Origin of the sequence: Ensifer sp. NPDC090286 (assembly GCF_044769565.1) — a bacterium.
Taxonomy (GTDB): Bacteria; Pseudomonadota; Alphaproteobacteria; order Rhizobiales; family Rhizobiaceae; genus Ensifer.
In genome coordinates this window covers 927,589-948,406 of sequence record NZ_JBIVYF010000002.1, presented here as the reverse complement: position 1 = coordinate 948,406, position 20,818 = coordinate 927,589, and the positions used below count along the sequence as shown (strand labels likewise).

The window sequence follows — 20,818 nt, the reverse complement described above, 5'->3', positions numbered from 1 at the left end:
GAGGAGCGCAGGCCTTGAAAGCGCACAGCCTCCAAGCTTTCGGTTTCGTCAGGATTTCTCATGGGATGTGCGGAAGACGGCTGCGAGCACGCCAATCTATTGAAGACGGCCTGAAGATATACGCCGTTATCCTCGGGCCGCAAGTCTTCGCAGGCCACCATCTTCAGGTGCAGCCATTATGTCTCTCATGAAGCGATCAGCCCCCTCACGCCGCCTTGCTATGAACCCTCTGGGACTCGTCGATATAGGCATCGAAGGTCGCGGCCACCGCGCGGATGACGAAGCGGTGTTCGGGGCGGACAGTGATGACGCCATCGGCGATATCGATCACGCTATCCTTTCGCAGCTCGGCCAGTTTGCTATTGCCGTCGACGAACGATTGCCAGTCCCGGCCATGCGCTGCGGCGATTGCGGAAATATCCGCGCTGAAATCGCACATCAACCGTTCGATGATCGCAGCGCGCAGGCGGTCCTCCTCGGTCAGGCGGTAGCCCTTGGTGGTTGCAAGGCGACCGGAGGCGATGCGGCTTGCATAGACGCCGGGCGGCACCTCGTTCTGGACATACCCGTCGCGCGAGCGGCCGATTGCCGAGGCGCCGAAACCGATCAGGGTTTCGCAGGTGTCGGTCGTGTAGCCCTGGAAGTTGCGGCGGAGTTGCCCAGCCTCCTGGGCGGTGACGAGATCGTCGTCAGGCAAGGCAAAATGGTCGAGGCCGATCTGGCGGTAGCCGGCCTTGACCAGCGCCTCGCTGATCGCCATCGCCTGTTCGGCGCGCGCAGTACTGTCGGGCAATGCCGTCTCGTCGATCATGCGCTGGTGCTTCTTGAAGCTCGGCACATGGGCGTACCCGAAAACCGCGAACCGCTCCGGCCGCATCGAAACGGCCGCTTCGACCGTCTCGATGCAGGAGCGCACCGTCTGATGCGGCAGGCCGTAGATCAGGTCGAAATTGATCCCGCTGACACCGGCGCCGCGCAGGTGGTCGACGGCTTCGGCCGTCTGATCTTCGCTCTGGATGCGGTTGATCGCCTTCTGCACGATCGGATCGAAGCTCTGCACGCCGAGGCTCGCGCGCCGGACGCCGCCTTCGCCGAGCGCCTCGGCCATGGCGAGCGTCAGCCGGCGCGGATCGATCTCGACGGCGACATTCGCCGATGGCGACAGCGCAAAGCGCTCGCGCATCAGCGTCATCAGCGCCAGGAATTCACGCGGCTCGATGATCGTCGGCGTGCCGCCGCCAAAGTGTACCTCTGCGACCGGAAGCGGCCGACCAATGGTATCGGCGACCATCCGGATCTCGTCCCGGAGCACCTCGAGATAATCGAGGATCGGATCGTCCTTCTTGGTGATCGTCGTGTGGCAGCCGCAGTACCAGCACATGGAACGACAGAAGGGGATGTGCAGGTAGAGCGACACGTCCTGCCCATCCGGGATCGCCTTCAACCAGTCGCCATAGGTATGCTCGTCGACAGCAGCGGCAAAGCGCGGTGCGGTCGGGTAACTCGTGTAGCGCGGGAGGCGCATTTCACCATATTTCAGGAGCGCGGAAGCTAACATTTCGTCCTCATCTGGGTGGCGATGGATGCCGCTTTTCTAGGCCGCGCGGGCCGGTATCTCTTTGCGAAAAGTCAAGGACGGGACGCTTTCGGCCAAAGCGAGAATTGTTTGCGCTTCGACAAAATGTCGCGGCGGCGCTGTCGCTAGGTTGCGGAAATCCGGGGCGTGTGCGCCGGCGTTTCCCGGATCATCATTAAACGACGGCGCTCAGAAGCGGATGACCATGACCATTGCAGAGACCGACAAGCCCTCTATCGATGTGCGGACGATCCCGCCGGTAGAACGCCATCCGAAAATCTTCGGCATGTTGAACGCGCTCGCCGAGGGCGGCGCCTTCATCATCGTCAACGACCACGATCCGCGCCCGCTGCACTACCAGTTGGAAACCCGCTATCCGGGCGAATTCACCTGGGAATATCTCGAGCAGGGACCGGATGTCTGGCGTGTGGAAATCGGCCGGCAGCAGTCCTCCGGCTGTGACTGCTGCTGCGGCGGGCACTGAGCCCCTGGTGTCCTTCAAGAGCGGGGTGAGAAAAAGCGCGAGTCATTTTCCGCTCCCATCCCGCTCTCACTTACCAGAATCGATCGCGCTTGCTTGGCTCAACCAGCGCCATCGTGATCCAAGGGTTGAACCACCATGTTCGCAGCCACGCTATCCCGCTGGACCATGTCCTATTTCGCGGCCGCGCTGATCTTCCTCGTCCTTGCCGAGATCATGATGGTCCTCGGCTTCGGCTACCCGGTCTCAGCGCTTGAGGCGCCCGAAACGCTGGCGCTCGTCCATGTTGTCGTTCTGGGTTGGCTGAGCTTGCTGATGACCGGCGCATTGCTGCAGTTCGTGCCTGTTCTCGTCGGCCAGCCGCTATCGTTGCCGAGCGTCGCGCTGCCGGCGCTGCTGTTCCTAATCACAGGCACCGCCACCCTGACGCTCGGTTTCATCAGCCTTTCCGGCGCGATCGATCTTCCGGTGATGCTGCTTCCTCTTGGAGCCGCTTTCTCGATCGTCGGCTTTTCGGTGCTGGGCTTTGCCTTCGCAGTCACGCTCTGGCATGCGCGCCCGCTGCCACTACCGGCCCGGTTCGTCGCGGTCGGCCTTGCGGCGCTCTTCGGCACAATGCTGCTCGGCGGCGTCTATGCCGGTGTGCTCTCGGGCCTGATCGACGCGGAGGGTGCGATCGACCTCACGGTCGACGGTCTCTCCCTACATGCTTCGCTCGGCCTTTGCGGCTGGTTGAGCTTCACCACGATGGGTGTTAGCTATCGGCTTTTGACCATGTTCATGCTGTCGCCGGACAAGGAACGGACGAGCAGCCGCCTGGTCTTCGCGCTCGGCACCCTTTCCCTCGGCCTTCTGGCCGCAGCTGTGCCCGTCATTCTCTTGGGCACCATTGGCCGCTCGCCGCTTCTCCTCCTTGCCGTCGGTTCCGGCGTGGCCATGGTCGCGATCTATGTCGGCGATATCCAGCGCATCTATCGCGAACGCCGGCGCAAGGCGATCGAGCTCAACAGCCGCGCCAGTATCGGCGCCTTCGCGTCGCTCGTCGCCGCGAGCCTGCTCTTCGTCGCCCTGCTGGCCGTCGGCCGCCTCGGTGAGGCTATCGGCGCTGTCGTCTATCTCGTCGCTTTTGGCTGGCTGACGGGAATGGGCCTCGCCCAGCTTTACAAAATCGTGCCGTTCATGACCTGGCTCGAATGTTACGGGCCGGCGCTTGGGCGCATGCCGACCCCGAGGGTTCAGGATCTCGTCAGCGAAACGTCCGCCCTTCGCTGGTTCCGGCTCTTTTATCTGACGGTCGCGGTGGGCACGCTCGCGCTCCTGATTGGCAGCGCGCCCCTCTTTCGTTTTGCAAGTCTCGGCCAGTTGATTGCCGTCAATGCGCTCATCCTCGAGTTCGTGCGAACACGGCGACTGATCAACGTTCCGGCCGAGCTTCGATTGCCTGACGGCGTTGTTCGGCCAGGCCTGTTTCTGCCATCCATTCCTCACGGAGGTTCCCATGAGCCAAGATCCCTATGAACTCGACGTGCGGCCGCACCTGCGCGGCGGCAGCGATCCGTTCCAGGCCATTATGAATGCAGTCGACAGCCTCGCTCCGGGCCAGGCGTTGAAGCTGATCGCAACCTTCCGGCCTGTTCCGCTTTTCAGCGTCATGGCAGGTCGCGGCTTTACCCATCAGGACCGCCCGCTCGACAATGGCGACTGGGAGGTTCTGTTTACGCCGGAAGGGGAGGTCGAGGGGATCAGGCTTTCGGCAGGGGAAACGGAACTCGACACCTGGCCCGACCCGAGCCGGCAGCTCGATCTGACGGAGCTCGATCCGCCTGAACCGATGGTACGCATCCTGGCGACCGCCGAGAAGATGGCCGAAGGCGAGGTTCTGTTCGCGTTGCTCGCGCGCGAGCCGTTGTTCCTCTATCCGGAACTCGCCAAGCGCGGCCACAAATGGGCGGGCAATTTCGATACGACCGGCGAGACCTATCGGATCCTCATCCGCATCGGCGGGAGGCGTTCCCATGTCGGCGCCTGAAAATCTGGATCTCGAAGCCAAGATCCGCGATGCCTTGCGCATCATCATCGACCCCGAAATGGGCAAAAACGTCGTCGATCTCGGCCTGATCTATGACATCGACGTTCAGGAGGGCGGCATTGCCCGCGTCACCATGACGACGACGATCAAGGGCTGCCCGGCGACCGCCTTCCTGAAGGAAGCGGTGCAGAACTGCGTCTGGTACGTGCCGGGCGTCGAGTATGCCGAGGTCCGCCTGACTTACGAACCGTCGTGGACGCCTGACATGATGGCAGACGGCGCGATGGAACTCGCGCATGGCAGCATCTTCTAAGGATCAGCCTTGTAACGAAGAAAAGGCGCCGCAGATGCGGCGCCTTTTGCATTGGGGTTCGGGCGTGCGGTCAGGACGAGGCGCGGGGCGCGCGGCGTTCGCGCACCAGCATCGGTCCGTATTCCAGCGTGAACAGTGCGAAGGCGGCGATCCACAACATACCCGAAAGCGCAATTAAATGGTGGTAGTGAGCCGGCAGCACCTCGGCCAGCGGCCGGATCAGCGCCGCGCCCGCAATCGCGACATAGGAGGCGCTGGTGACTGTCGATCCCACCAGCGGCCGTCCGGTATGGCCGCGCGTGGCGCGCGTCATCACGGCGAGCATCATGAAGGCGATCACTCCGACGGTCAGCACATGCATGACCGGGTAGTCGCTGAGGAGCTCGACTGCCCCCGCCGATATCGCCAGGAAGCCGAGCGGCACGAAGGCGTAAGCTACGTGCAGGACGAAAAGCAGCTTCTCCGGCCAGGTCGGCGATCCGTGCCAGCGCAGCAACCGTACCGCATGAAAGGCGCACGCGACCACGGCAATCGCTGCGGTAACGATGTGGACGGGCGCGAAGGTCCAGGCGGCGAGCGCCGCAACGCCGATCAGGATCGCCGCGGTGTCGAACCGGTTGTAGGGCACCGGGAAATCGGTGCGGCCGACTTTGTTCAGCCAGTTGCGGGTGAAGCTGGGCACGATGCGTCCGCCGACGATCATGATCAGCATGGTGTAGGCCCCGATCGCCAGCCGCGCTGCGGCGTCGACATCGAGATTGCCGAGGACCGAGAGGTGGAACCAGATATTGGCGGCGGACAAAATTATGAGCCCCCCGATCACCTTGAGGTCCTTCCACTTGCGACCGACGATCACCTCGCGCGCGCAGATCAGGAGAAGCACCGGCAGAAAAAGAGCTTCGACAGCGGCTGCGACAGGGAGGCCAATGAATCCACTCGACAAGAGAGCAACCCGGCCAATGACCCAGAGCCCGAAGAGGGCAGCGAGCGGTCGGCCGGAAACCGGCAGCCTTCCGGTCCAGTTCGGGATCGCCGTCAACAGAAAGCCGCCGAGAACGGCGGAGGAAAAGCCGAAGAGCATCTCGTGCGCGTGCCAATGGGCGGCACCGTAGTCGCCGGCTAGGTCTAGTCCGAGAAGCAGTGCGGCGATCCACAGCGCCATGGCGCCGATCGCCCACAGGGCGGCTGCGAGAAAGAACGGCCGGAAGCCATAGGAGAAGAGCACCGGGCCGGTGGTCGAGAGCCCGCGCGGAATGCCGCCGCTTGGTTTCGGTCTTATCAGTCTGTCCAACATGGTCGTGGTCCTCGTCGTGCGTCCTTCCGGACTTGCGGATGAGGCTTGATCTATCAATGGGTTCGAAGGCCCTCTTTGCGAAAACGCAAGTATCGCGGCCCGGTCGGACCACCAGCTTCGCAAGGCGTAAAGAAAAGCGATCTCCTCGAAACGATTTGTTCCAAGACAAAGACGCGATTCGTCTGTGGTTCTACTTCTTGTGTGACTGCTGGGGGACCGGTGGTCGAGACCGGAGGTGAGGCCGCCCAAGTCGGTGCCGCCCACCCTAACGCGTTAAATACAGGCGCGTTTCGCAGAAGGCCAATCCCGGCCGCTGGAACGCGCCGAAGGAGAGCAAGATGACTGAACAACTTCAGATGACCCGCCGGACGATGCTTGCCGGCGCTGCCCTGGCGGGCGCGGTTGCGCCGCTTCTCCATACCGCCCAGGCACACGCTGCCGGCGCTGCCGCGGCAGCCGGCGCTGCCCCCGTCGATATCTCGACCTTGCCTCGCGTAAAGGCCGACCTCGTCAAGCCTCCTTTCGTCCACGCCCATGACCAGGTCGCCAAGACCGGACCGCGCATCGTCGAGTTCACCATGACGATCGAGGAAAAGAAGCTGGTGATCGACCGCGAGGGCACCGAGATCCATGCGATGACCTTCAACGGCTCGGTGCCCGGTCCGCTGATGGTGGTGCATGAGAACGACTATGTCGAACTGCGGCTGATCAACCCCGAGACCAACACCCTGCTGCACAATATCGACTTCCACGCCGCGACCGGCGCGCTCGGTGGCGGGGCGTTGACCCAGGTCAACCCGGGCGAGGAAACCACGCTGCGCTTCAAGGCGACCAAGCCCGGCGTCTTCGTCTACCATTGCGCGCCTGAAGGCATGGTGCCCTGGCACGTAACCTCGGGCATGAACGGCGCCATCATGGTGCTGCCGCGCGACGGCCTTAAGGACGAGAAGGGCCAGCCGCTGACCTATGACAAGATCTACTATGTCGGCGAGCAGGACTTCTACGTGCCGAAGGACGAGGCCGGGAACTACAAGAAGTATGAAACCCCCGGCGAAGCCTATGAAGATGCGGTCAAGGCGATGCGTACGCTGACCCCGACCCACATCGTCTTCAACGGCGCGGTCGGCGCGCTGACCGGCGACCATGCCTTGACTGCGGCCGTAGGCGAGCGCGTGCTCGTCGTCCATTCGCAAGCCAACCGCGATACGCGGCCGCACCTGATCGGCGGACATGGTGACTATGTCTGGGCGACCGGCAAGTTCCGCAACCCGCCGGACCTCGACCAGGAAACCTGGCTCATTCCGGGCGGTACCGCGGGCGCTGCCTTCTACACCTTCCGCCAGCCGGGTGTGTACGCCTACGTCAACCACAACCTGATCGAGGCGTTCGAGCTGGGTGCCGCCGGCCACTTCAAGGTCACCGGCGAATGGAACGACGACCTGATGACATCGGTCGTCAAGCCCGCGTCGATGTAGCCGGGTGACAGCGGATGATCGTGGGGTCCGCTGACAGCGACCCCACGCGCGAACAAAGGTACGCGCCAACAGGCGCGTGCTACTTCCCCTGGAGACCTCCCATGCCCAGCACCAAGAAAACTGCGGTTTCGCTCCTCTCGCTTGCAGCCCCGGCCGTCCTTTTGGCGGCAATCGGCGGCGTGCTTTCGGCGAAGGTGGGGCTGTTCGACGATCTCAAGGACGGCATCGATCCGTCGATCCGGCCGCCGGTGACCATGACGATTTCGCCGCGTCAGATGAGCTATCGCGCCGAGGGCCACTTCCTGAAGAACGGATTTGCGGTCGACGCGCCGATCGTGGTTGCCGCCCTCAAGCAGCCGCTCGAGATCATGAAGTATCAGGTGACGCGCGACGACTACGAGCGCTGCGTCGCCGATGGCGGTTGCCAGCAACCGGAAGGCGGTCATGGCGCCGGGCTGTCGGGTGTGCCGATGACTGGAGTGAACTACACAGACGCGACCGATTATGCGGCGTGGCTGACCAAGAAGACGGGCGAAGTCTGGCGCCTTCCGACCGACCAGCAATGGGCCTTTGCCGCCGGGTCGAAATTCCCCGACGATGCGCTGGGGATTGACGGTACCAAGGACAATCCGGCGCTGCGGTGGCTTGCGGACTACGAGCGCGAATCCAGCCGGCAGCGGGCGAAGAACCCGATGCCGCAGCCCTCGGGTGCCTTCGGGGAGAACGAGTACGGCGTTGCCGATCTCGACGGCAACGTCTGGGAATGGACCGAGACCTGCCACCGCCGCGTTACGATCGGCGACGACGGCGAGGTGCTGAAGGAAGCGCCCGCCTGCGGCATCTTCGTCGTCAACGGCAAGCATCGGGCGTCGATGAGCTTCTTCATCCGGGATCCGAAGAGCGGAGGCTGTGCGGTCGGCGTCCCGCCTGACAATCTCGGCTTCCGGCTCGTGCGCGACGGCCGCTGGTATTCGGGCTATCTCTATGCCTTCGAACGCCGGTTTCAGGGTGCGGGCTGAGATGGGACGGCCGATGAAATTGCTGAGAGAACCCTCTCTAGCGCATAAATGCCGGGTCCTTTTGTAGGACCCGGCGCTATGCTAGAGCAGAGGCAATTTTAAATCGGCAGGATGTAGGGCCAACGTGGCTGCACTCGATCGCACACTCGTCAAATCGCTCCCTCTGTTTCAGAAGATGAGCGACCCGGAACTGGACACGCTGCTGACGCGCGCCACGGTGCGGCGCGTGCCGCAGAACGAAGCCGTGTTCGAACAAGGTGCGACGGCCGATTTCTTCTTCCTGCTGCTGAATGGCCGGCTGAAGGTGACCCAGGTCACCAAGGACGGGCAACAGATCATCGTGCGGGTCGTCAATCCCGGCGATCTCTTCGGTTTCGCCCGGGCACTGCAGCGCAGCGACTATCCGGGCACGGCAACGGCGGCGACCGAAAGCCTGGTCCTCGCCTGGCCGACCGAACTCTGGAACATTTTCGTCGAGAAAAATCCGCATCTTGCGGTCAATGCCCTTCATACGATCGGCCAGCGCCTCGACGAGGCCCATACCCGTATCCGCGAAATGTCGACCGAAGAAGTCGAGCGCCGCGTCGCACACACGGTGCTTCGGCTGGCCGAACAGGCCGGAAAACCGGAAAGCGGCGGCATCCGCATCGATTTTCCGATCTCGCGCCAGGATATCGCCGAGATGACCGGAACGACGCTGCACACGGTCTCGCGCATTCTCAGCGCTTGGGAGGGGCGGGGCCTCGTCGTCGGCGGACGGCAGAAGCTGACGCTGAAGGACATCCCCGGGCTGCGGCGCCTGGCGGAGCGGGCCGACAGCTAAAAACGCCTGTGCCCTTGATTGCCTCTACAAGGAGTTGGGGCCGTCCGTCGCAGGAACCACTGATCATCAGCCCTTCAACGACCGGTCGTCTCCCGAACCCTGGTGATGCAGGTCCATGAATGGTTGAATCGGCTCGCGTAATTCACCAGTATCGGCAACTGCATGACAATGGCCATGACATGGGGGATGGTGTGGTTCGACGTAGCATGCGTGCCGGCCGCTGGCGGCGGACGATCGGGCGCGCACTTTTATCGGTGGGGATGTTGACGGCCGCGGGGTGTGCCCGGGATCCGCTTGCGCCTTCGATCGTGGTGTTCGGCTCGTATTTTCCAGCCTGGCTGCTCTGTGCCGGGCTCGGTATCGTCACGACGGTCGTCGCACGGCTGATCCTCGTGCACGCCGGCATTGACGAACACCTGCCGGCGCCGCTTCTCGTCTACCTCTCGCTCGCGCTCACCACCAGCATCGTCTACTGGTATCTGGCTTTTGGCGGAGCGCCGCATTGAGTGCCGGTGACATCTTCCGGCGCGCGGTCGCGCGTGTGCTTGGCCCGCTCATCATCGCCAGTGCGGCCTTCGCAGTCTATTTCGCCTTCTGGCAGGTTGACCGCAGCCCGCGCACGGACGTCGCCGAAATCGATGCGCCGACGGTCGCGATCGCCGCGAGCGTGCCGGGCCGGGTTGTCGCCGTCGAAGTGCGCAACAATTCCAGCGTGAAGAAGGGCGACGTGCTCTTCCGCCTCGATCCGGAACCCTATCGCCTGCGTCTCGAGCAAGCGCGGGCCGAACTGAAGGCGACGCAGTCGGAAGTGGCGCAGGGAGAGCGCAATCTCGATCTCGAGCGTGCCAATGCAAATGTCGCGGACCGGCAGATCGCCCGCGCAAAGAACAATGTCATGCTCGCGCGCCAGACACAGGAGCGGCTGGAGCCGCTCTTGCCGAAGCGGTTCGTGACGGCGCAGCAGGTCGATGAGGCGCGTACCGCCGTCAAGGATGCCGAGGTCAGCCTTGCTCAGGCGCTGCAGTCGGCCCATGGCGCAAACCGGGTGATTGGCACCCTCGATACCCGCAAGGCCCAGGCGGATGTCGCGCGGGCGACGGTCGCGCTTGCGGAGCGGGACCTGGAGAACACAATCGTTCGGGCGCCGTTCGACGGCAAGATCGTCGGCTTGCGCACGACGGTCGGCAAGGTCGTGGTTCCTGCCGAAACGCTGTTTACCCTGATCGATACCGCCGAATGGGAGACCGTCGCCTTCTTCCGCGAAACGGAACTCAAGGCGATCGCCATCGGCAGCCGCGCCGACGTCTTCGTCATGGCGGATCCGGAGCGTCGTATTTCCGGCACGGTCGAGGGTGTCGGCTGGGGCGTGCGATCGGAAGATTCCGCCACGATCCTCGGCATACCGATCGTTTCCAACTCGCTGAACTGGGTGCGGGTCGCCAAGCGCTTTCCCGTACATGTGCGGCTTGAAAACCCTCCGGAGGACCTGATGCGCGTCGGCGCCTCCGCCGTCGTCGTCATCGGGCCCGCGCGCAACGATGCCGATGCTGTTCCAGCCGCGAAGTAGCGTCCGCTACACGTCGATCCTCTGGGACGAGTTGCAGCCCTATCCGGGCCGGCTGGACCTTTCCCTGCGCATGGCGCTGGTCACCACGCTGGTTGCGGTGACGGCGATGGCGCTGCAGGTCCCCGAAGCGGCAATCTCCTGTTATCTCGTCTTCTTCGCTTTCAGAGCCGATGCCGGCTCCGGCATCCTGATCGCCATCGGCTTGCTGGTCGGCGCGACAATCGGGATTCTGCTGGCCATCGCCTGCCTCATGGTCGTGGCGGACGAGCCGGCCTTGCGCCTGGCGCTGGTCGCCTTCTTTACCTTCGGTGGCATGTACCTGACACAGGCAAGCCGCGCCGGGCCGCCGATCGGCACGGTCGCCATGGTCTTTGCCTTCGTCATGACGCTTTACGACATCGTGCCAATCCCGGAACTGCTGGTCCGAGGGCTCGCCTGGATGTGGGTGGTGGTGTTCTTCCCGGTCGTCTACCTGGTCGCGATCCATGTCATCGCCGGCCATAGCCCGGCGCGTAAGCTTCGCTCGGCGATCGCCGAACGGTTGGAAGTGGCAGTTCGGCTTCTGGCCGGCGGAGACGACGCGGCGAAACCTGTGGCTGCGGCATTGCTGGCCAAAGGCAATGGAGAGCTCAAGAAATATGCCGGGTTCGCAAAGTTGCTGGCCTTGATGGGCAAGCGCGACGTGGCGCGCATGCAGGCGGCGACGGACGCATCCTATGATCTGCTGACACTGGCACTCGCCCTATCGCTCGATGAACGAAGGCCGCGGGAAAATGCTGCGGCGGAGGAGGTTCTTCGCCGCATTGCCGGAGCGATCCGTAGTCACAGGCCGCCCGAACAGGGCTTGCTCGGCTCGCCTGATTTTCGTGCCTTCAAAGCTGCTGATCCTCTCCCGGCGCGCCAGGTCGAAAGGATCGTCGACATTCTCGTGGGGGTTGGCCAGCCCGCGCTCGCGTCAGGCGCTGCTGAAGAAGGGTTCTTCCTGCCGGATGCTTTCAGCAATCCGCTCTACACGCAGTTCGCGCTGAAGGCGCTGCTTGCGGTGATGATCACCTACATCACCTATACGGCCCTCGATTGGTTTGCGATCCACACGGCGCTGATCACTTGTTTCATGGTGGCGCTTGGGACGACGGGCGAGACCATGCACAAGCTGGCCCTGCGGCTGACGGGCTGCCTGCTTGGCGGCGCCGTTGCGATTGGCTCGACGATCTGGCTCGTGCCGCACATGACGGATATCGGCCAGCTCGCTTTCCTCGTCGGTGCGGTCAGCCTCATTGCGGCATGGATTTCCGTCGGTTCGGAGCGCATTTCCTACATCGGTTGGCAGATGGCGCTCTGCTTCTTCCTCGTCGTGCTGCACGGTTTCGGCCCGAGCCTGGATCTCAACGAGGCGCGCGATCGCATCATCGGTATCGTCTTCGGCAACATCGCCGTTTCGGTCGTCTTCTCGACGATTTGGCCGGTCAGCATCGGGCAGGGAATACGCAAGAGCCTTGCGGCAAGCGGCGCCACGCTTGCCGACCTCTTGGCGCGCCGCGGCGGCCGCACCGGCAACTATGCCGAGCTGATCGGCGGCGTCGCCGGCGCCCTGCGCCAGAGCGAACTGCTGCGGTTCGAGCCGGCAAACGTGCGACGGGGAGAAATCGACGCCCGGACGACGGAGCGTATTGCCCTCGGCCTGCAGGAACTGGCCGCACCCATCATCGAACTGCGCGAACACGACCGCGCCTTCGGCCCGTTGCGTGGCGCGTCCGCGCCGCTCAAACGCGCCGTCCTTGGCTATGAACGCGCGGTGGCGCAATGGCTGGACGATCAGGCCGGGCGATTGGAGGTTTGGCCCCGGCCGAAGCCAAATTCTGATCTGTCCCTGGCGCTTCGGAGGCTGAAAGCGCGTCTCGCCCGGGCCCGGCAGGCAAGCGACGATGGGCGAGGTTTTCCCCGGCGAATTCGCGACGAGCTCGCCTGGAGGCTTGAACTCTACGAGAAGATCGAGACTGTGGTTCGGCGGCTGGCAGCGGGGGATGCCTTGGGATGATGGTTTCTGCGGGGGCGAGGTGGGTTTCGGGAGGGGCGATCGCCCTTTGCCGGATCTTGCGCCGTGCCGCCCGAGGCGCTGTTCTCCTTGGCGCATTGTCGATCCCGGCAGCCTGCACGTCCGCAGCGCTCGATGATCTGGCGCCGCCGAGCGCCGACCGGCCGGCCGTTTCGGGAACGGGCAACAAGAATGTCGCGAAGGCGAGTGCGGGCACGCCGGATTTCGCTCTCGCGCCAAATCCCGAAATCCCAATCACGATCGCGGCGCCGACGATCGATCCGAAGCACGACTATACCCTGCCGGAACTGGTCGATATCGCCCAGCGGACCAATCCGATTACCCGTGCCGCCTGGCAGCGCGCCCGACAAGCAGCGATCGCCGTCGGCATGACCGAAGCGGTGTACCTGCCTCTCCTCACGGCAGATGTTCTTGCTGGTCTCGAGCAGACGTCGGCGACGGCCCCCGGTATCGGCGGTCCCATACCGATCGCGCCCGGCACGCTGACGACAACCGGCGCGCAGTTCATTCCATCCCTGACCGTCAAGTGGCTGCTCCTCGATTTCGGCGGGCGGGATGCGGGGAGAGCGGCGGCGACGCAATTGGCGTTTGCCGCAAACGTCACCTTCAACGGCACGCACCAGAAGCTGATCTTCGATGTCTCCAACGCCTATTTCGTCCTGACGGCGGCGCGCGTTCAATTGAAGATCGCCCGCCAGACGGTGCAGAATGCCGAGCTTGTTCAGGCGGCCGCCAAGGCACGCATGGGCCGCGGCATCGCCACGTCGATCGAAGTCGCTCAGGCAAACCAGCAGGTGGCGCAGGCGCGCTTCAACCTGACCCAATCGCAAGGGCACGAGCGCAATGCCTATATGACGCTTCTCGAAGCGGTCGGGGTCTCGCCTACGCTTGAGATCCGCATCGCCGACGGCAGCAATCGCGCTCTGCCGAAGGCCGTACCTGAAGACCTCAACCGGTTGATTGCGACATCGCTCCAGCGTCGCCCGGATGTGCAGGCGGCTTTTGCTCGCCTGCAGGCCGACAAGAACGGCATTGCGGCCGCCCGAGCGGAGTTCATGCCGAAGGTTGCACTGGTGGGCAACGTGAACCGCAACATCGGCTCGCTCAGCGTCGAGGACACCCGTTTCGACCAGCGCTCGACGATCCGGGTCAACCAGCCAAACGCCAACCTGATGATCGGCCTGAGTTTCCCGATTTACGACGGCGGGCTGCGCGATGCGCGGCTGCAGTCGGCGATGGCCCAAGTCGGCGCTGCCGAGCAGGAGATGGCGCAGCTGCAAACCACCGCAGCGCGGGAAGTCGTCGTCGCCTATGATCTGCTGCGAACCAGCCTGGCCGGCTATGCGGCAGCAAGCGAGCTGACGACCGCCGCTCAGACGACCTACGATGCTGCGGTCGACTACTACAAGCAGGGCCTGGGCACGATCACCGATGTCAGCATCGCGCAGACGGCGCTGCTGCAGGCGAAAGTCGCAAAGGCGACCGCCTACAGCGACACGCTCGTCGCCGCGGCCAGCCTTGCTTTTGCGACGGGAACGCTGACCAACCGCAATGTGGTCAATCGCTTCTGACGACCCGACGCGATGTATGTTCCGCCGCAGTACTCACCAGAGGATCGACGACGCCTCGATCAACAGTCCATCGAACGCGCCAGAAAGGATGCCCGCCACCGCCGTCGTTCCGACATGAGCGGCAAGAATGAGCAATCCCAGCATAGAGACGGCTGATCCGATCCGGATTGCCGAGACACGCTCGCTTCCAAGGGTCAACGGAATGGCGACCGGCGTGGATAGTATTGGGCGTGGCGCACCCCGGAGGTTCTCATTTGCGGCACGCAAGAGACGGCGCGGCCGCGGATATTTCAGGCGGCTTTTTTCGCATATTCCGGGATAGGTTTCGCAAACTGAGCTAGGCATCTGACGTGTCCCTGACCAACTGGATTTGAGAGGATCTTAAGCGCTCCGTCCCCGTTGGCCGTTCCCGGGGGAACTCCTAAGTGGACGGCTTGTGGCCTTCGATGAGCAGGCGATGTTTTGCGAGCGCCTGGCCGACAAATTCGGTGAAGGCGCTGACGCGTGCCGTGCGTCGCAAATCCTCGTGGGTGAGAAGCCAAAGCTCCCGCGTCATCTCGGCGACTGGCACACCGATGCGGATGAGACCGGCCGTCGTATCGCCGAGATAACAGGGCAGGGCAGCAAGACCGATGCCGGCCATTGCCGCCTCGCGCGCCGTGACCAGAGAATCGCAACGCAGGACCGCGGGCGCCGCGAGCGTCGCACGCATCCATCGTGCCACGCTCGTGGACGCGAGCGCGTCGCCAAGCCCGACCCAGTGTTCCCGTGCGATATCGATCGTATCGGCAGCGGCCAGTCCCCGAATGTCGAGATAGGACGGCGCCGCATAGACGGCGAAAGCGACCTTGGCGATCCGCCGACCGACCAGAGCATCCGGTGAATCGACCGCCGGGCGTATGGCGACGTCCGCGTCGCGATGCGAGAGGTTTGCAAGCGCATTCGAGGTGCTGACCTCGAGCAGGACGCCGGGATGACGTTGACGGAAATCGGCCAGGATCGAGGGCAGGATCGACGCCATGAGCGTATCGGTGGTGGTGATCCTCAGGCTACCCTCGAGCCGCAAATCCTGCCCCGTCAAGCGGCGCTCGAGCTCCGTGACCGTGTCAGCCATCTGCCGGGCCACCGCAAGGAGCTCCTCGCCGCCGGCAGTGAGCGTGTAGCCGGACGGGAGGCGGTCAAACAACCGGACCCCGAGCTTCTGCTCGAACGACCCGACACGCCGGAGCACGGTCGTATGATTGACGCCGAGCGCCCTGGCGGCGGCAGCAAGGGAGTTTGCTTCGGCAACCGCCAGAACAAAGCGGAGGTCTTCCCAGTCGATACGGTGATGGCTGTGCATGATTGCGCAAACCTAAAACAGGTTGTTCGTCGGACGGGCGAATTTGCACTGCCATTACCGCGTATTGTCAATCGCTTTTCGCAATCGAGTTCCACGGGCACACGACCCATTCGCTCTGGGGCCGTCATTGAATGCGGCTGTGCAAATACGCAGAGGCACTAGGCAAAACGACAGATCGCTCTGCAACGGAGCACCGGCTAATGTTGGTCTCACGATCGGATGGGCCGGTCGGTGGAGCGACACGAGATGATCCAATTCTTCGGCGATCGGGCGCTTAGGACGGGTGCTCACTCGGCCGCCCCGCACCGTCCTCAGGCGTCGCCGCACTAGAGCGCGTCCACCTGATCAACCCTTCCTCCATTTTCAACGTCATTCTCATCAAGGAGGTCCCGTGATGGAGACCCTGTTCGTTCCCTTGGCTTTGTTTGCGGGTGGCCTGCTCGCCGTTCAGGCTGGCGCCAACGCCCAACTTTCCAAAGCGGTCGGATCGCCCTTCGCGGCGACCACGCTTCAGCTCGCGATTGGCACGGGCCTATTGTTTCTCGTCACCCTCCTGACGGGGACAATCGCTGCCCTTGGCGCAATTCCCGCGGTCAAGTGGTGGCACCTCATCGGAGGCACCGCCTCGGCCGTTTATGTCGTCTCGACCATCGTTCTCTTTCCCCGCCTTGGCGCCGTCGTTTCCGTCGGATTGTTCATCGCCGGGCAGATGCTCGCTTCTCTCACGCTCGATAGTTTCGGCTTGCTCGGCGTCCCGCAGGCGGGACTGCGGCTTGGGGCCGTCGTCGGCACGCTCGTCGTGCTGCTCGGGGTTGCCATGGTGGTGTTCGGGCAAGGCGGAAAGGACAATCTCAGAGCCGACCGGCTCGGCTGGATCGCCCTTGCGTTGATGGCCGGCGCCGTGCTCCCGGTCCAGGGTGCCGTCAATGCGCTCCTGCGCCATGATCTCGGCGATGCGCCGTTCGCAGTAGGCGCTATCTCGTTTCTCGTCGCCACGTTCGCCATGGCGGCGGTGATGCTTCTGGTGCTCGCCGGGCAAAAGACATCCCGTCCTGACATCGCCGGCGTGCAGACGATGCCCTGGTGGGGATGGCTCGGGGGTCTCGCCGGAGCGACCTATGTCACCACGGTCTTTACCGCGATCCCGGCGATCGGCGCAGCCGCCGCTGTCGGCCTCACCGTGGCCGGCCAGCAGGTCGCAAGCGTCTTCGTCGATCGCTACGGCTGGTTCCGCCTGCCGCAGAGGTCCGTGTCGGGGCTGCGCCTGGGCGGCGTGGTGCTGCTCTTGGCCGGTGTCGCCATCATCAAACTCGTCTGAAGCCGCAACCGATCGCGATCTGTCGAACGCCGGAGAATTGCCATGTCATCCACATCGCTTGCCTGGATCTATCTCGTTCTCTCCGGCGTCGCAGACGTCGCCTGGGCTGTCAGCACCAAGTTCTCGAACGGCTACAGCCGCCTGTCCTGGACGCTGGTCTCGATCGTCGCGTTGGTGGTCTTTCTCTCCCTGCTTACCCAAGCGCTCAAGACCTTGCCGCTAGGCACAGCTTACGCGGTCTGGACCGGAATCGGCGCCGTCGGATCCGTTCTCTGCGGCGTGCTGCTCTTCGGAGAAGCCATCACTCTCGCGCGGGCAACCGCAATGCTGGTGATCGCCGGCGGCGTCATCGCGCTGAAGATCGTGCCAGCATGAGTTCCAGGGAAGAGCGACCTTAAAACACAGTCTCTTCAATAGATTGAGCCATTTTTCTCAACCATGCTGTTGTCACAATCAGCCGGCCGCCGCCGTGTGTGGCGGGGCAGCTTTCCGTGGCGGGAGTTCGCGGTCCCAACGTGACCAAACGGGGTACTGGATGACCCGTTTACAGAAGCGGCCGCGCAAGCATTTCGGCGCCGAGCACGAGCAGGCAGACGAGGAACCCGCGCCGGAATGCGGACGGGCTGACACGGTTGCGAACGACTTGCCCTGCCCACATGCCGGCAAGCGCCGGCGCAATGGCGAGGGCAGAGACGAGCAGATTGTCAGCCTCGAAGGCACCTTGCCAGACGAGCCCGGCGGTGAGGGCGACCGTGGAGACAGTGAAGGAGAGGCCGAGCGCCTGCACCAGTTCGTCCCGTTCAAGACCGAGCGCCTGCAGATAGGGCACCGCCGGGATGACGAAGACGCCAGTTGCGCCCGTCACGATCCCGGTTGCCGCGCCGACGACTGGAGACAGCCACGGCTCCCACTTTGCCGATACGTGTAGCTGACGCGCAAAGAGTGTGAAGGCCGCGTAGAGAACGAGCGCCGCACCAAGCGCGCCCGTCGTCAACGCGGTGCTGCCACCGGCAAGCACCGATGAACCACTGAGCGTGCCGACGACGACCGCCAGCATCATCGGCCAAAGCCGGAGGGAGAGCGCGCCGAAGCTCGGGCCGGCAAGAAGCTGCCAGACGTTCGTCACGAAGGACGGGGCAATCAACAGGCTGGCGGCGGCAAGCGGTGAGATGAGCGTGCCGAGCACGCCCATCGCCAGGGTCGGCAACCCCATGCCGGTGACACCCTTGAGGATACCGGCGGCGAAGAAAGTTGCGGCAATCGCAACGGCGAGGGACGGAGCAAGATCGAGCATGCCACCGGCATAGCGCATACCCGCACCGGCACAATGCGGATCATCCGCAATCAGACTTCGGCTGGTCCGAAGGCTGTTTTTCCGATAGCCTCGTTTGCATGCGTTTCGACCTCACCGACCTTCGACTGTTTCTTGCCGTGGTGGATGCCGGCAGCATGACCCATGGCGCAGCGGATGCCGGACTTTCCTTGCCGGCGGCAAGCGAACGCCTGCGTGACATGGAGGCGATCGGCAAGGTCAAGCTGCTCGAACGTGGCCGCCGCGGGGTGCGGCCGACGCCGGCCGGAGAAGCGCTGGCGCATCACGCCCGACTGATCCTGCGGCAGATGGCGCGGATGCGCGGCGAGCTTGGTGAACACGCCGATGGTCTTCGAGCAACGATCCGGCTTGCGGCGAATACGGCCGCACTCACGGAGTTTCTGCCGCAGCCGCTTGGCGCGTGGATGGCGGCGCATCCGCGGATCGACGTCGATCTGAAGGAACGCCAAAGCATCGAGATTGCGAGAGCCGTCGCCGCCGACCTCGTGGAGATCGGCATTCTTTCGGACCAGGTCGATACGGGCGGCCTGCAACTGCGCCCCTTCGCGATCGACCGCCTCGTCGTCGTGATCCCGCGCGATCATGCACTGGCGGCAAGCAGGCATGTCGACTTTGCCGACATCGTCGATCAGTCGTTCGTCGGCCTGACGGATGGCGCATTGCAGGGTCACATCGACGTGCACGCGCGCCGATTGGGTCAGACGCTGAAGATCCGGACGCGCCTGCGCAGCTTCGACGGCCTGTGTCAGATGGTTTCGGCAGGCGTCGGTCTTGCCATCATGCCGGAGACGGCGGCGCGGCGCGGCGGCAAAGCCGCCAAGACTGCGTTCGTGCGCCTTGCCGATGACTGGGCGACCCGCCGCCTGTCCGTTTGCGTGCGGGCGGAAGAAGAACTGAGTCCGCCGGCACGAGACCTGTTCGGACATCTGGGCTCGCGCGGTTCGCGTTGATCTTGGAACGTGCGCCGGCCTTTAATCGCAAAAATTGATTTTCCTTTGGAACTCTTCGCGCCTTTGGCGGTTGGGCTCCCATAGGGATGTCGTTCGGCCCGATCCTTGCCGGGCCTATTGCGTGAGAAGGAGAGGGAGCATGATGCTTTTCCGAAGAGGACAGGAAACGCCCAGGAAGGCTCGGAAGCCCACCTTCTCTCAGACGGACCGCCCGCTCGTTCCCAAGAACGAGACACCATGCCGGACCTTTTCCGCAGGCCGCGAGGTAGCGTCATGATCGGCAAATCGATGCCGGCCTATGTGATCGATCTCGCCTTTGTCGAGCGGATGCTGGAGATGGCGGAGCGGCGTATCGCCGAGCCCGCGTCGAGCCAATCTCTCCACCAAGAGATCGCCGATGAACTTGAGCGGACCGGAGGAGATCCGAAGATGGCGCGCATCCTGCTCGTCACCTTCACCAATTCTTACGCCGCGCACGTCACAAGCGGCGATCGCCTGCGAAAGCTGAGAATTGAAGCGGAATGGGGTTCTTTCTTGCGCCGAAGGTGGCTTTGAGGCTCGCTTCCAGCGCGCTCACGGGCCAGGCGCCGGCCCGAAGCTCGGCAGCCGAAGCTAGCAGAGCAACAGGAACACAGGCATAAGGGCGACCAGATAGGCGAGACCGTCGGCGGTCAGGCGATCACGAAGGTTCGGCGCAGCGAAGGAGTTGCCCGATAGGCGTCCATTATTGTTCATTTTTTTGTTCTTCCTTGGTCGTTGTTGTCGAGCCCGCCGGGAGGAAGGGGACGGGCCCGTCGCATATGGGAGACAGGTCGGTCGGGATCAATGAAGGGCGCAAGGCAAGGCAGTCCTCCACGCGAGATTCCGACGTCGACCGGTTGTTGATCTTCCAACGCGGTGCTTGAGGAGCCGGGTGTTAGCAGGGTTTGGACCCGATGCAATGCGTTGCCGGTCACGTCCTTGCACGTTTGCGTGAGCCGCCGCTGCCGAGCCGTCCGAACCGCGCGCCCGAACTCCAACTTGCAAGCCGGCGGCCAACCGCCCACTTGGCCACTCGTTGCAGCTTGAGATTTGAAGTCCGGGGAATGCGGTGCAATAGTCCGCGCGTTCACCGGGAGGAATGCCTTATGGATCGGCTGGAACCACGCATCCGTCGCGCGACGGCGGCGGATGTCGAGGAGCTTGGTTATGTCGGACCAGCGGCCTATGCCGCAGAATATGCGTATCTCTGGGACGACAGCGCTGCCCTGGCGCGTCAACTGGCGACGTTCAGTTCGGACGCATTCTCGCAGCTGCTCGAACGTCCGGAGGCGCGCGTCTGGGTGGCGCAGGTGGACGACGCAATTGTCGGCTTTCTCACCATGATCATTGGGGCCGTCGACCCCATCCGGTCAAAGCCCGGCGGCACTGAGATCCCACGAATTTATCTCCTGCCGGCCGCCAAGGGGAAGGCCATTGGCCGTAAACTCGTCGAATATGCCATCACCCAGGCGAAGCAGGAAGGCAGCCGTTATGTCTGGCTGGACGTGATGGCGTCGGCAGAACAGGCACGACGTGCGTATCTCAAATGGGGTTTTGTCGAACTGGGCGCGACGCGTTTCGCTAAACCCGTGAAAGCGGACCTTGCCGGGATGATCGTCTTGGCCAAGCAACTTGATTGAACGCCGCCCG

At 63.6% G+C, this 20,818-nt stretch carries 21 protein-coding genes; 16 read left to right on the top strand and 5 right to left on the bottom strand.

From position 1 onward, the window contains the following. Window positions 1–205: 205 nt before the first annotated feature. Window positions 206–1,558 (bottom strand): oxygen-independent coproporphyrinogen III oxidase, encoded by a 1,353-nt coding sequence (gene hemN / locus ACIQUG_RS14530; protein WP_402322746.1) that lies wholly within the window; start codon window positions 1,556–1,558, stop codon window positions 206–208. Window positions 1,559–1,781: 223 nt separating this feature from the next. Here hemN and ACIQUG_RS14525 point away from each other — a divergent pair, with 223 nt between their 5' ends. The 4 genes from ACIQUG_RS14525 to ACIQUG_RS14510 all read left to right on the top strand — a co-directional run bounded on the left by ACIQUG_RS14525 (window position 1,782) and on the right by ACIQUG_RS14510 (window position 4,399). After that, window positions 1,782–2,060: a DUF2249 domain-containing protein gene (locus tag ACIQUG_RS14525; protein ID WP_402322743.1), complete on the top strand. Its 279-nt coding sequence runs from the start codon at window positions 1,782–1,784 to the stop codon at window positions 2,058–2,060. 135 nt (window positions 2,061–2,195) lie between these two features. Continuing rightward, on the top strand, window positions 2,196–3,575 hold the full coding sequence (locus ACIQUG_RS14520; protein ID WP_402322740.1) for a hypothetical protein: 1,380 nt from the start codon (window positions 2,196–2,198) through the stop codon (window positions 3,573–3,575). Further along, on the top strand, window positions 3,556–4,086 hold the full coding sequence (locus ACIQUG_RS14515) for a DUF2249 domain-containing protein (RefSeq protein ID WP_043616941.1): 531 nt from the start codon (window positions 3,556–3,558) through the stop codon (window positions 4,084–4,086). The genes ACIQUG_RS14520 and ACIQUG_RS14515 overlap by 20 nt, the downstream gene beginning before the upstream one ends. Then, a complete protein-coding gene (locus tag ACIQUG_RS14510; protein ID WP_402322738.1) occupies window positions 4,073–4,399 on the top strand; it encodes a metal-sulfur cluster assembly factor in 327 nt (108 codons plus the stop codon). The genes ACIQUG_RS14515 and ACIQUG_RS14510 overlap by 14 nt, the downstream gene beginning before the upstream one ends. 70 nt (window positions 4,400–4,469) lie before the next feature. Here the strand turns inward: ACIQUG_RS14510 and ACIQUG_RS14505 are convergent, their stop codons facing one another. Then, a complete protein-coding gene (locus ACIQUG_RS14505) occupies window positions 4,470–5,693 on the bottom strand; it encodes an NnrS family protein (protein WP_402322735.1) in 1,224 nt (407 codons plus the stop codon). Between the two features lie 338 nt (window positions 5,694–6,031). On the opposite strand from ACIQUG_RS14505, the gene nirK reads away from it, so the two are divergent. From nirK to ACIQUG_RS14470, 7 genes are all read left to right on the top strand, one after another. Beyond that, window positions 6,032–7,168 (top strand): copper-containing nitrite reductase, encoded by a 1,137-nt coding sequence (gene nirK, locus ACIQUG_RS14500; RefSeq protein ID WP_402322732.1) that lies wholly within the window; start codon window positions 6,032–6,034, stop codon window positions 7,166–7,168. Between the two features lie 101 nt (window positions 7,169–7,269). Continuing rightward, complete coding sequence (locus ACIQUG_RS14495) at window positions 7,270–8,187, top strand: SUMF1/EgtB/PvdO family nonheme iron enzyme (RefSeq protein ID WP_402322728.1); 918 nt, start codon at window positions 7,270–7,272, stop codon at window positions 8,185–8,187. Window positions 8,188–8,362: 175 nt separating this feature from the next. After that, window positions 8,363–9,010 (top strand): Crp/Fnr family transcriptional regulator, encoded by a 648-nt coding sequence (locus ACIQUG_RS14490; RefSeq protein WP_082006020.1) that lies wholly within the window; start codon window positions 8,363–8,365, stop codon window positions 9,008–9,010. A gap of 263 nt (window positions 9,011–9,273) precedes the next feature. Then, window positions 9,274–9,516, top strand: a complete 243-nt coding sequence (locus ACIQUG_RS14485; protein WP_402322725.1) for a YtcA family lipoprotein — start codon at window positions 9,274–9,276, stop codon at window positions 9,514–9,516. Next, on the top strand, window positions 9,513–10,577 hold the full coding sequence (gene mdtN / locus ACIQUG_RS14480; protein WP_402322722.1) for a multidrug transporter subunit MdtN: 1,065 nt from the start codon (window positions 9,513–9,515) through the stop codon (window positions 10,575–10,577). Before ACIQUG_RS14485 ends, mdtN begins: the two co-directional genes overlap by 4 nt. Next, window positions 10,555–12,615, top strand: coding sequence for an FUSC family protein (locus ACIQUG_RS14475; RefSeq protein WP_402322719.1), 2,061 nt, complete (start codon window positions 10,555–10,557; stop codon window positions 12,613–12,615). The genes mdtN and ACIQUG_RS14475 overlap by 23 nt, the downstream gene beginning before the upstream one ends. Further along, window positions 12,612–14,204 carry a TolC family protein gene (locus tag ACIQUG_RS14470; RefSeq protein WP_402322716.1) on the top strand — a complete coding sequence of 531 codons (1,593 nt, stop codon included), beginning with the start codon at window positions 12,612–12,614 and terminating at the stop codon, window positions 14,202–14,204. The genes ACIQUG_RS14475 and ACIQUG_RS14470 overlap by 4 nt, the downstream gene beginning before the upstream one ends. A gap of 421 nt (window positions 14,205–14,625) precedes the next feature. Here the strand turns inward: ACIQUG_RS14470 and ACIQUG_RS14465 are convergent, their stop codons facing one another. Next, entirely contained in the window at window positions 14,626–15,546 is a 921-nt protein-coding gene (locus ACIQUG_RS14465; protein WP_402322713.1) for a LysR family transcriptional regulator, read from the bottom strand. A 394-nt stretch (window positions 15,547–15,940) separates the two neighbouring features. Here ACIQUG_RS14465 and ACIQUG_RS14460 point away from each other — a divergent pair, with 394 nt between their 5' ends. Then, complete coding sequence (locus tag ACIQUG_RS14460) at window positions 15,941–16,864, top strand: DMT family transporter (RefSeq protein WP_402323036.1); 924 nt, start codon at window positions 15,941–15,943, stop codon at window positions 16,862–16,864. A 42-nt stretch (window positions 16,865–16,906) separates the two neighbouring features. Further along, on the top strand, window positions 16,907–17,239 hold the full coding sequence (locus ACIQUG_RS14455) for a DMT family transporter (protein WP_402322710.1): 333 nt from the start codon (window positions 16,907–16,909) through the stop codon (window positions 17,237–17,239). Between the two features lie 169 nt (window positions 17,240–17,408). Here ACIQUG_RS14455 and ACIQUG_RS14450 read toward each other — a convergent pair whose 3' ends face one another. Continuing rightward, window positions 17,409–18,176, bottom strand: coding sequence for a sulfite exporter TauE/SafE family protein (locus tag ACIQUG_RS14450; protein ID WP_402322707.1), 768 nt, complete (start codon window positions 18,174–18,176; stop codon window positions 17,409–17,411). A gap of 80 nt (window positions 18,177–18,256) precedes the next feature. Here ACIQUG_RS14450 and ACIQUG_RS14445 point away from each other — a divergent pair, with 80 nt between their 5' ends. Both ACIQUG_RS14445 and ACIQUG_RS14440 read left to right on the top strand, forming a co-directional pair. Next, entirely contained in the window at window positions 18,257–19,147 is an 891-nt protein-coding gene (locus ACIQUG_RS14445) for a LysR family transcriptional regulator (protein WP_402322704.1), read from the top strand. A gap of 273 nt (window positions 19,148–19,420) precedes the next feature. Then, on the top strand, window positions 19,421–19,702 hold the full coding sequence (locus ACIQUG_RS14440; protein ID WP_043616973.1) for a hypothetical protein: 282 nt from the start codon (window positions 19,421–19,423) through the stop codon (window positions 19,700–19,702). Window positions 19,703–19,759: 57 nt separating this feature from the next. Here ACIQUG_RS14440 and ACIQUG_RS14435 read toward each other — a convergent pair whose 3' ends face one another. Beyond that, window positions 19,760–19,882: a hypothetical protein gene (locus ACIQUG_RS14435; protein WP_256364282.1), complete on the bottom strand. Its 123-nt coding sequence runs from the start codon at window positions 19,880–19,882 to the stop codon at window positions 19,760–19,762. A 392-nt stretch (window positions 19,883–20,274) separates the two neighbouring features. On the opposite strand from ACIQUG_RS14435, the gene ACIQUG_RS14430 reads away from it, so the two are divergent. Further along, window positions 20,275–20,808 (top strand): GNAT family N-acetyltransferase, encoded by a 534-nt coding sequence (locus ACIQUG_RS14430; RefSeq protein WP_402322700.1) that lies wholly within the window; start codon window positions 20,275–20,277, stop codon window positions 20,806–20,808. Window positions 20,809–20,818: the final 10 nt, after the last annotated feature.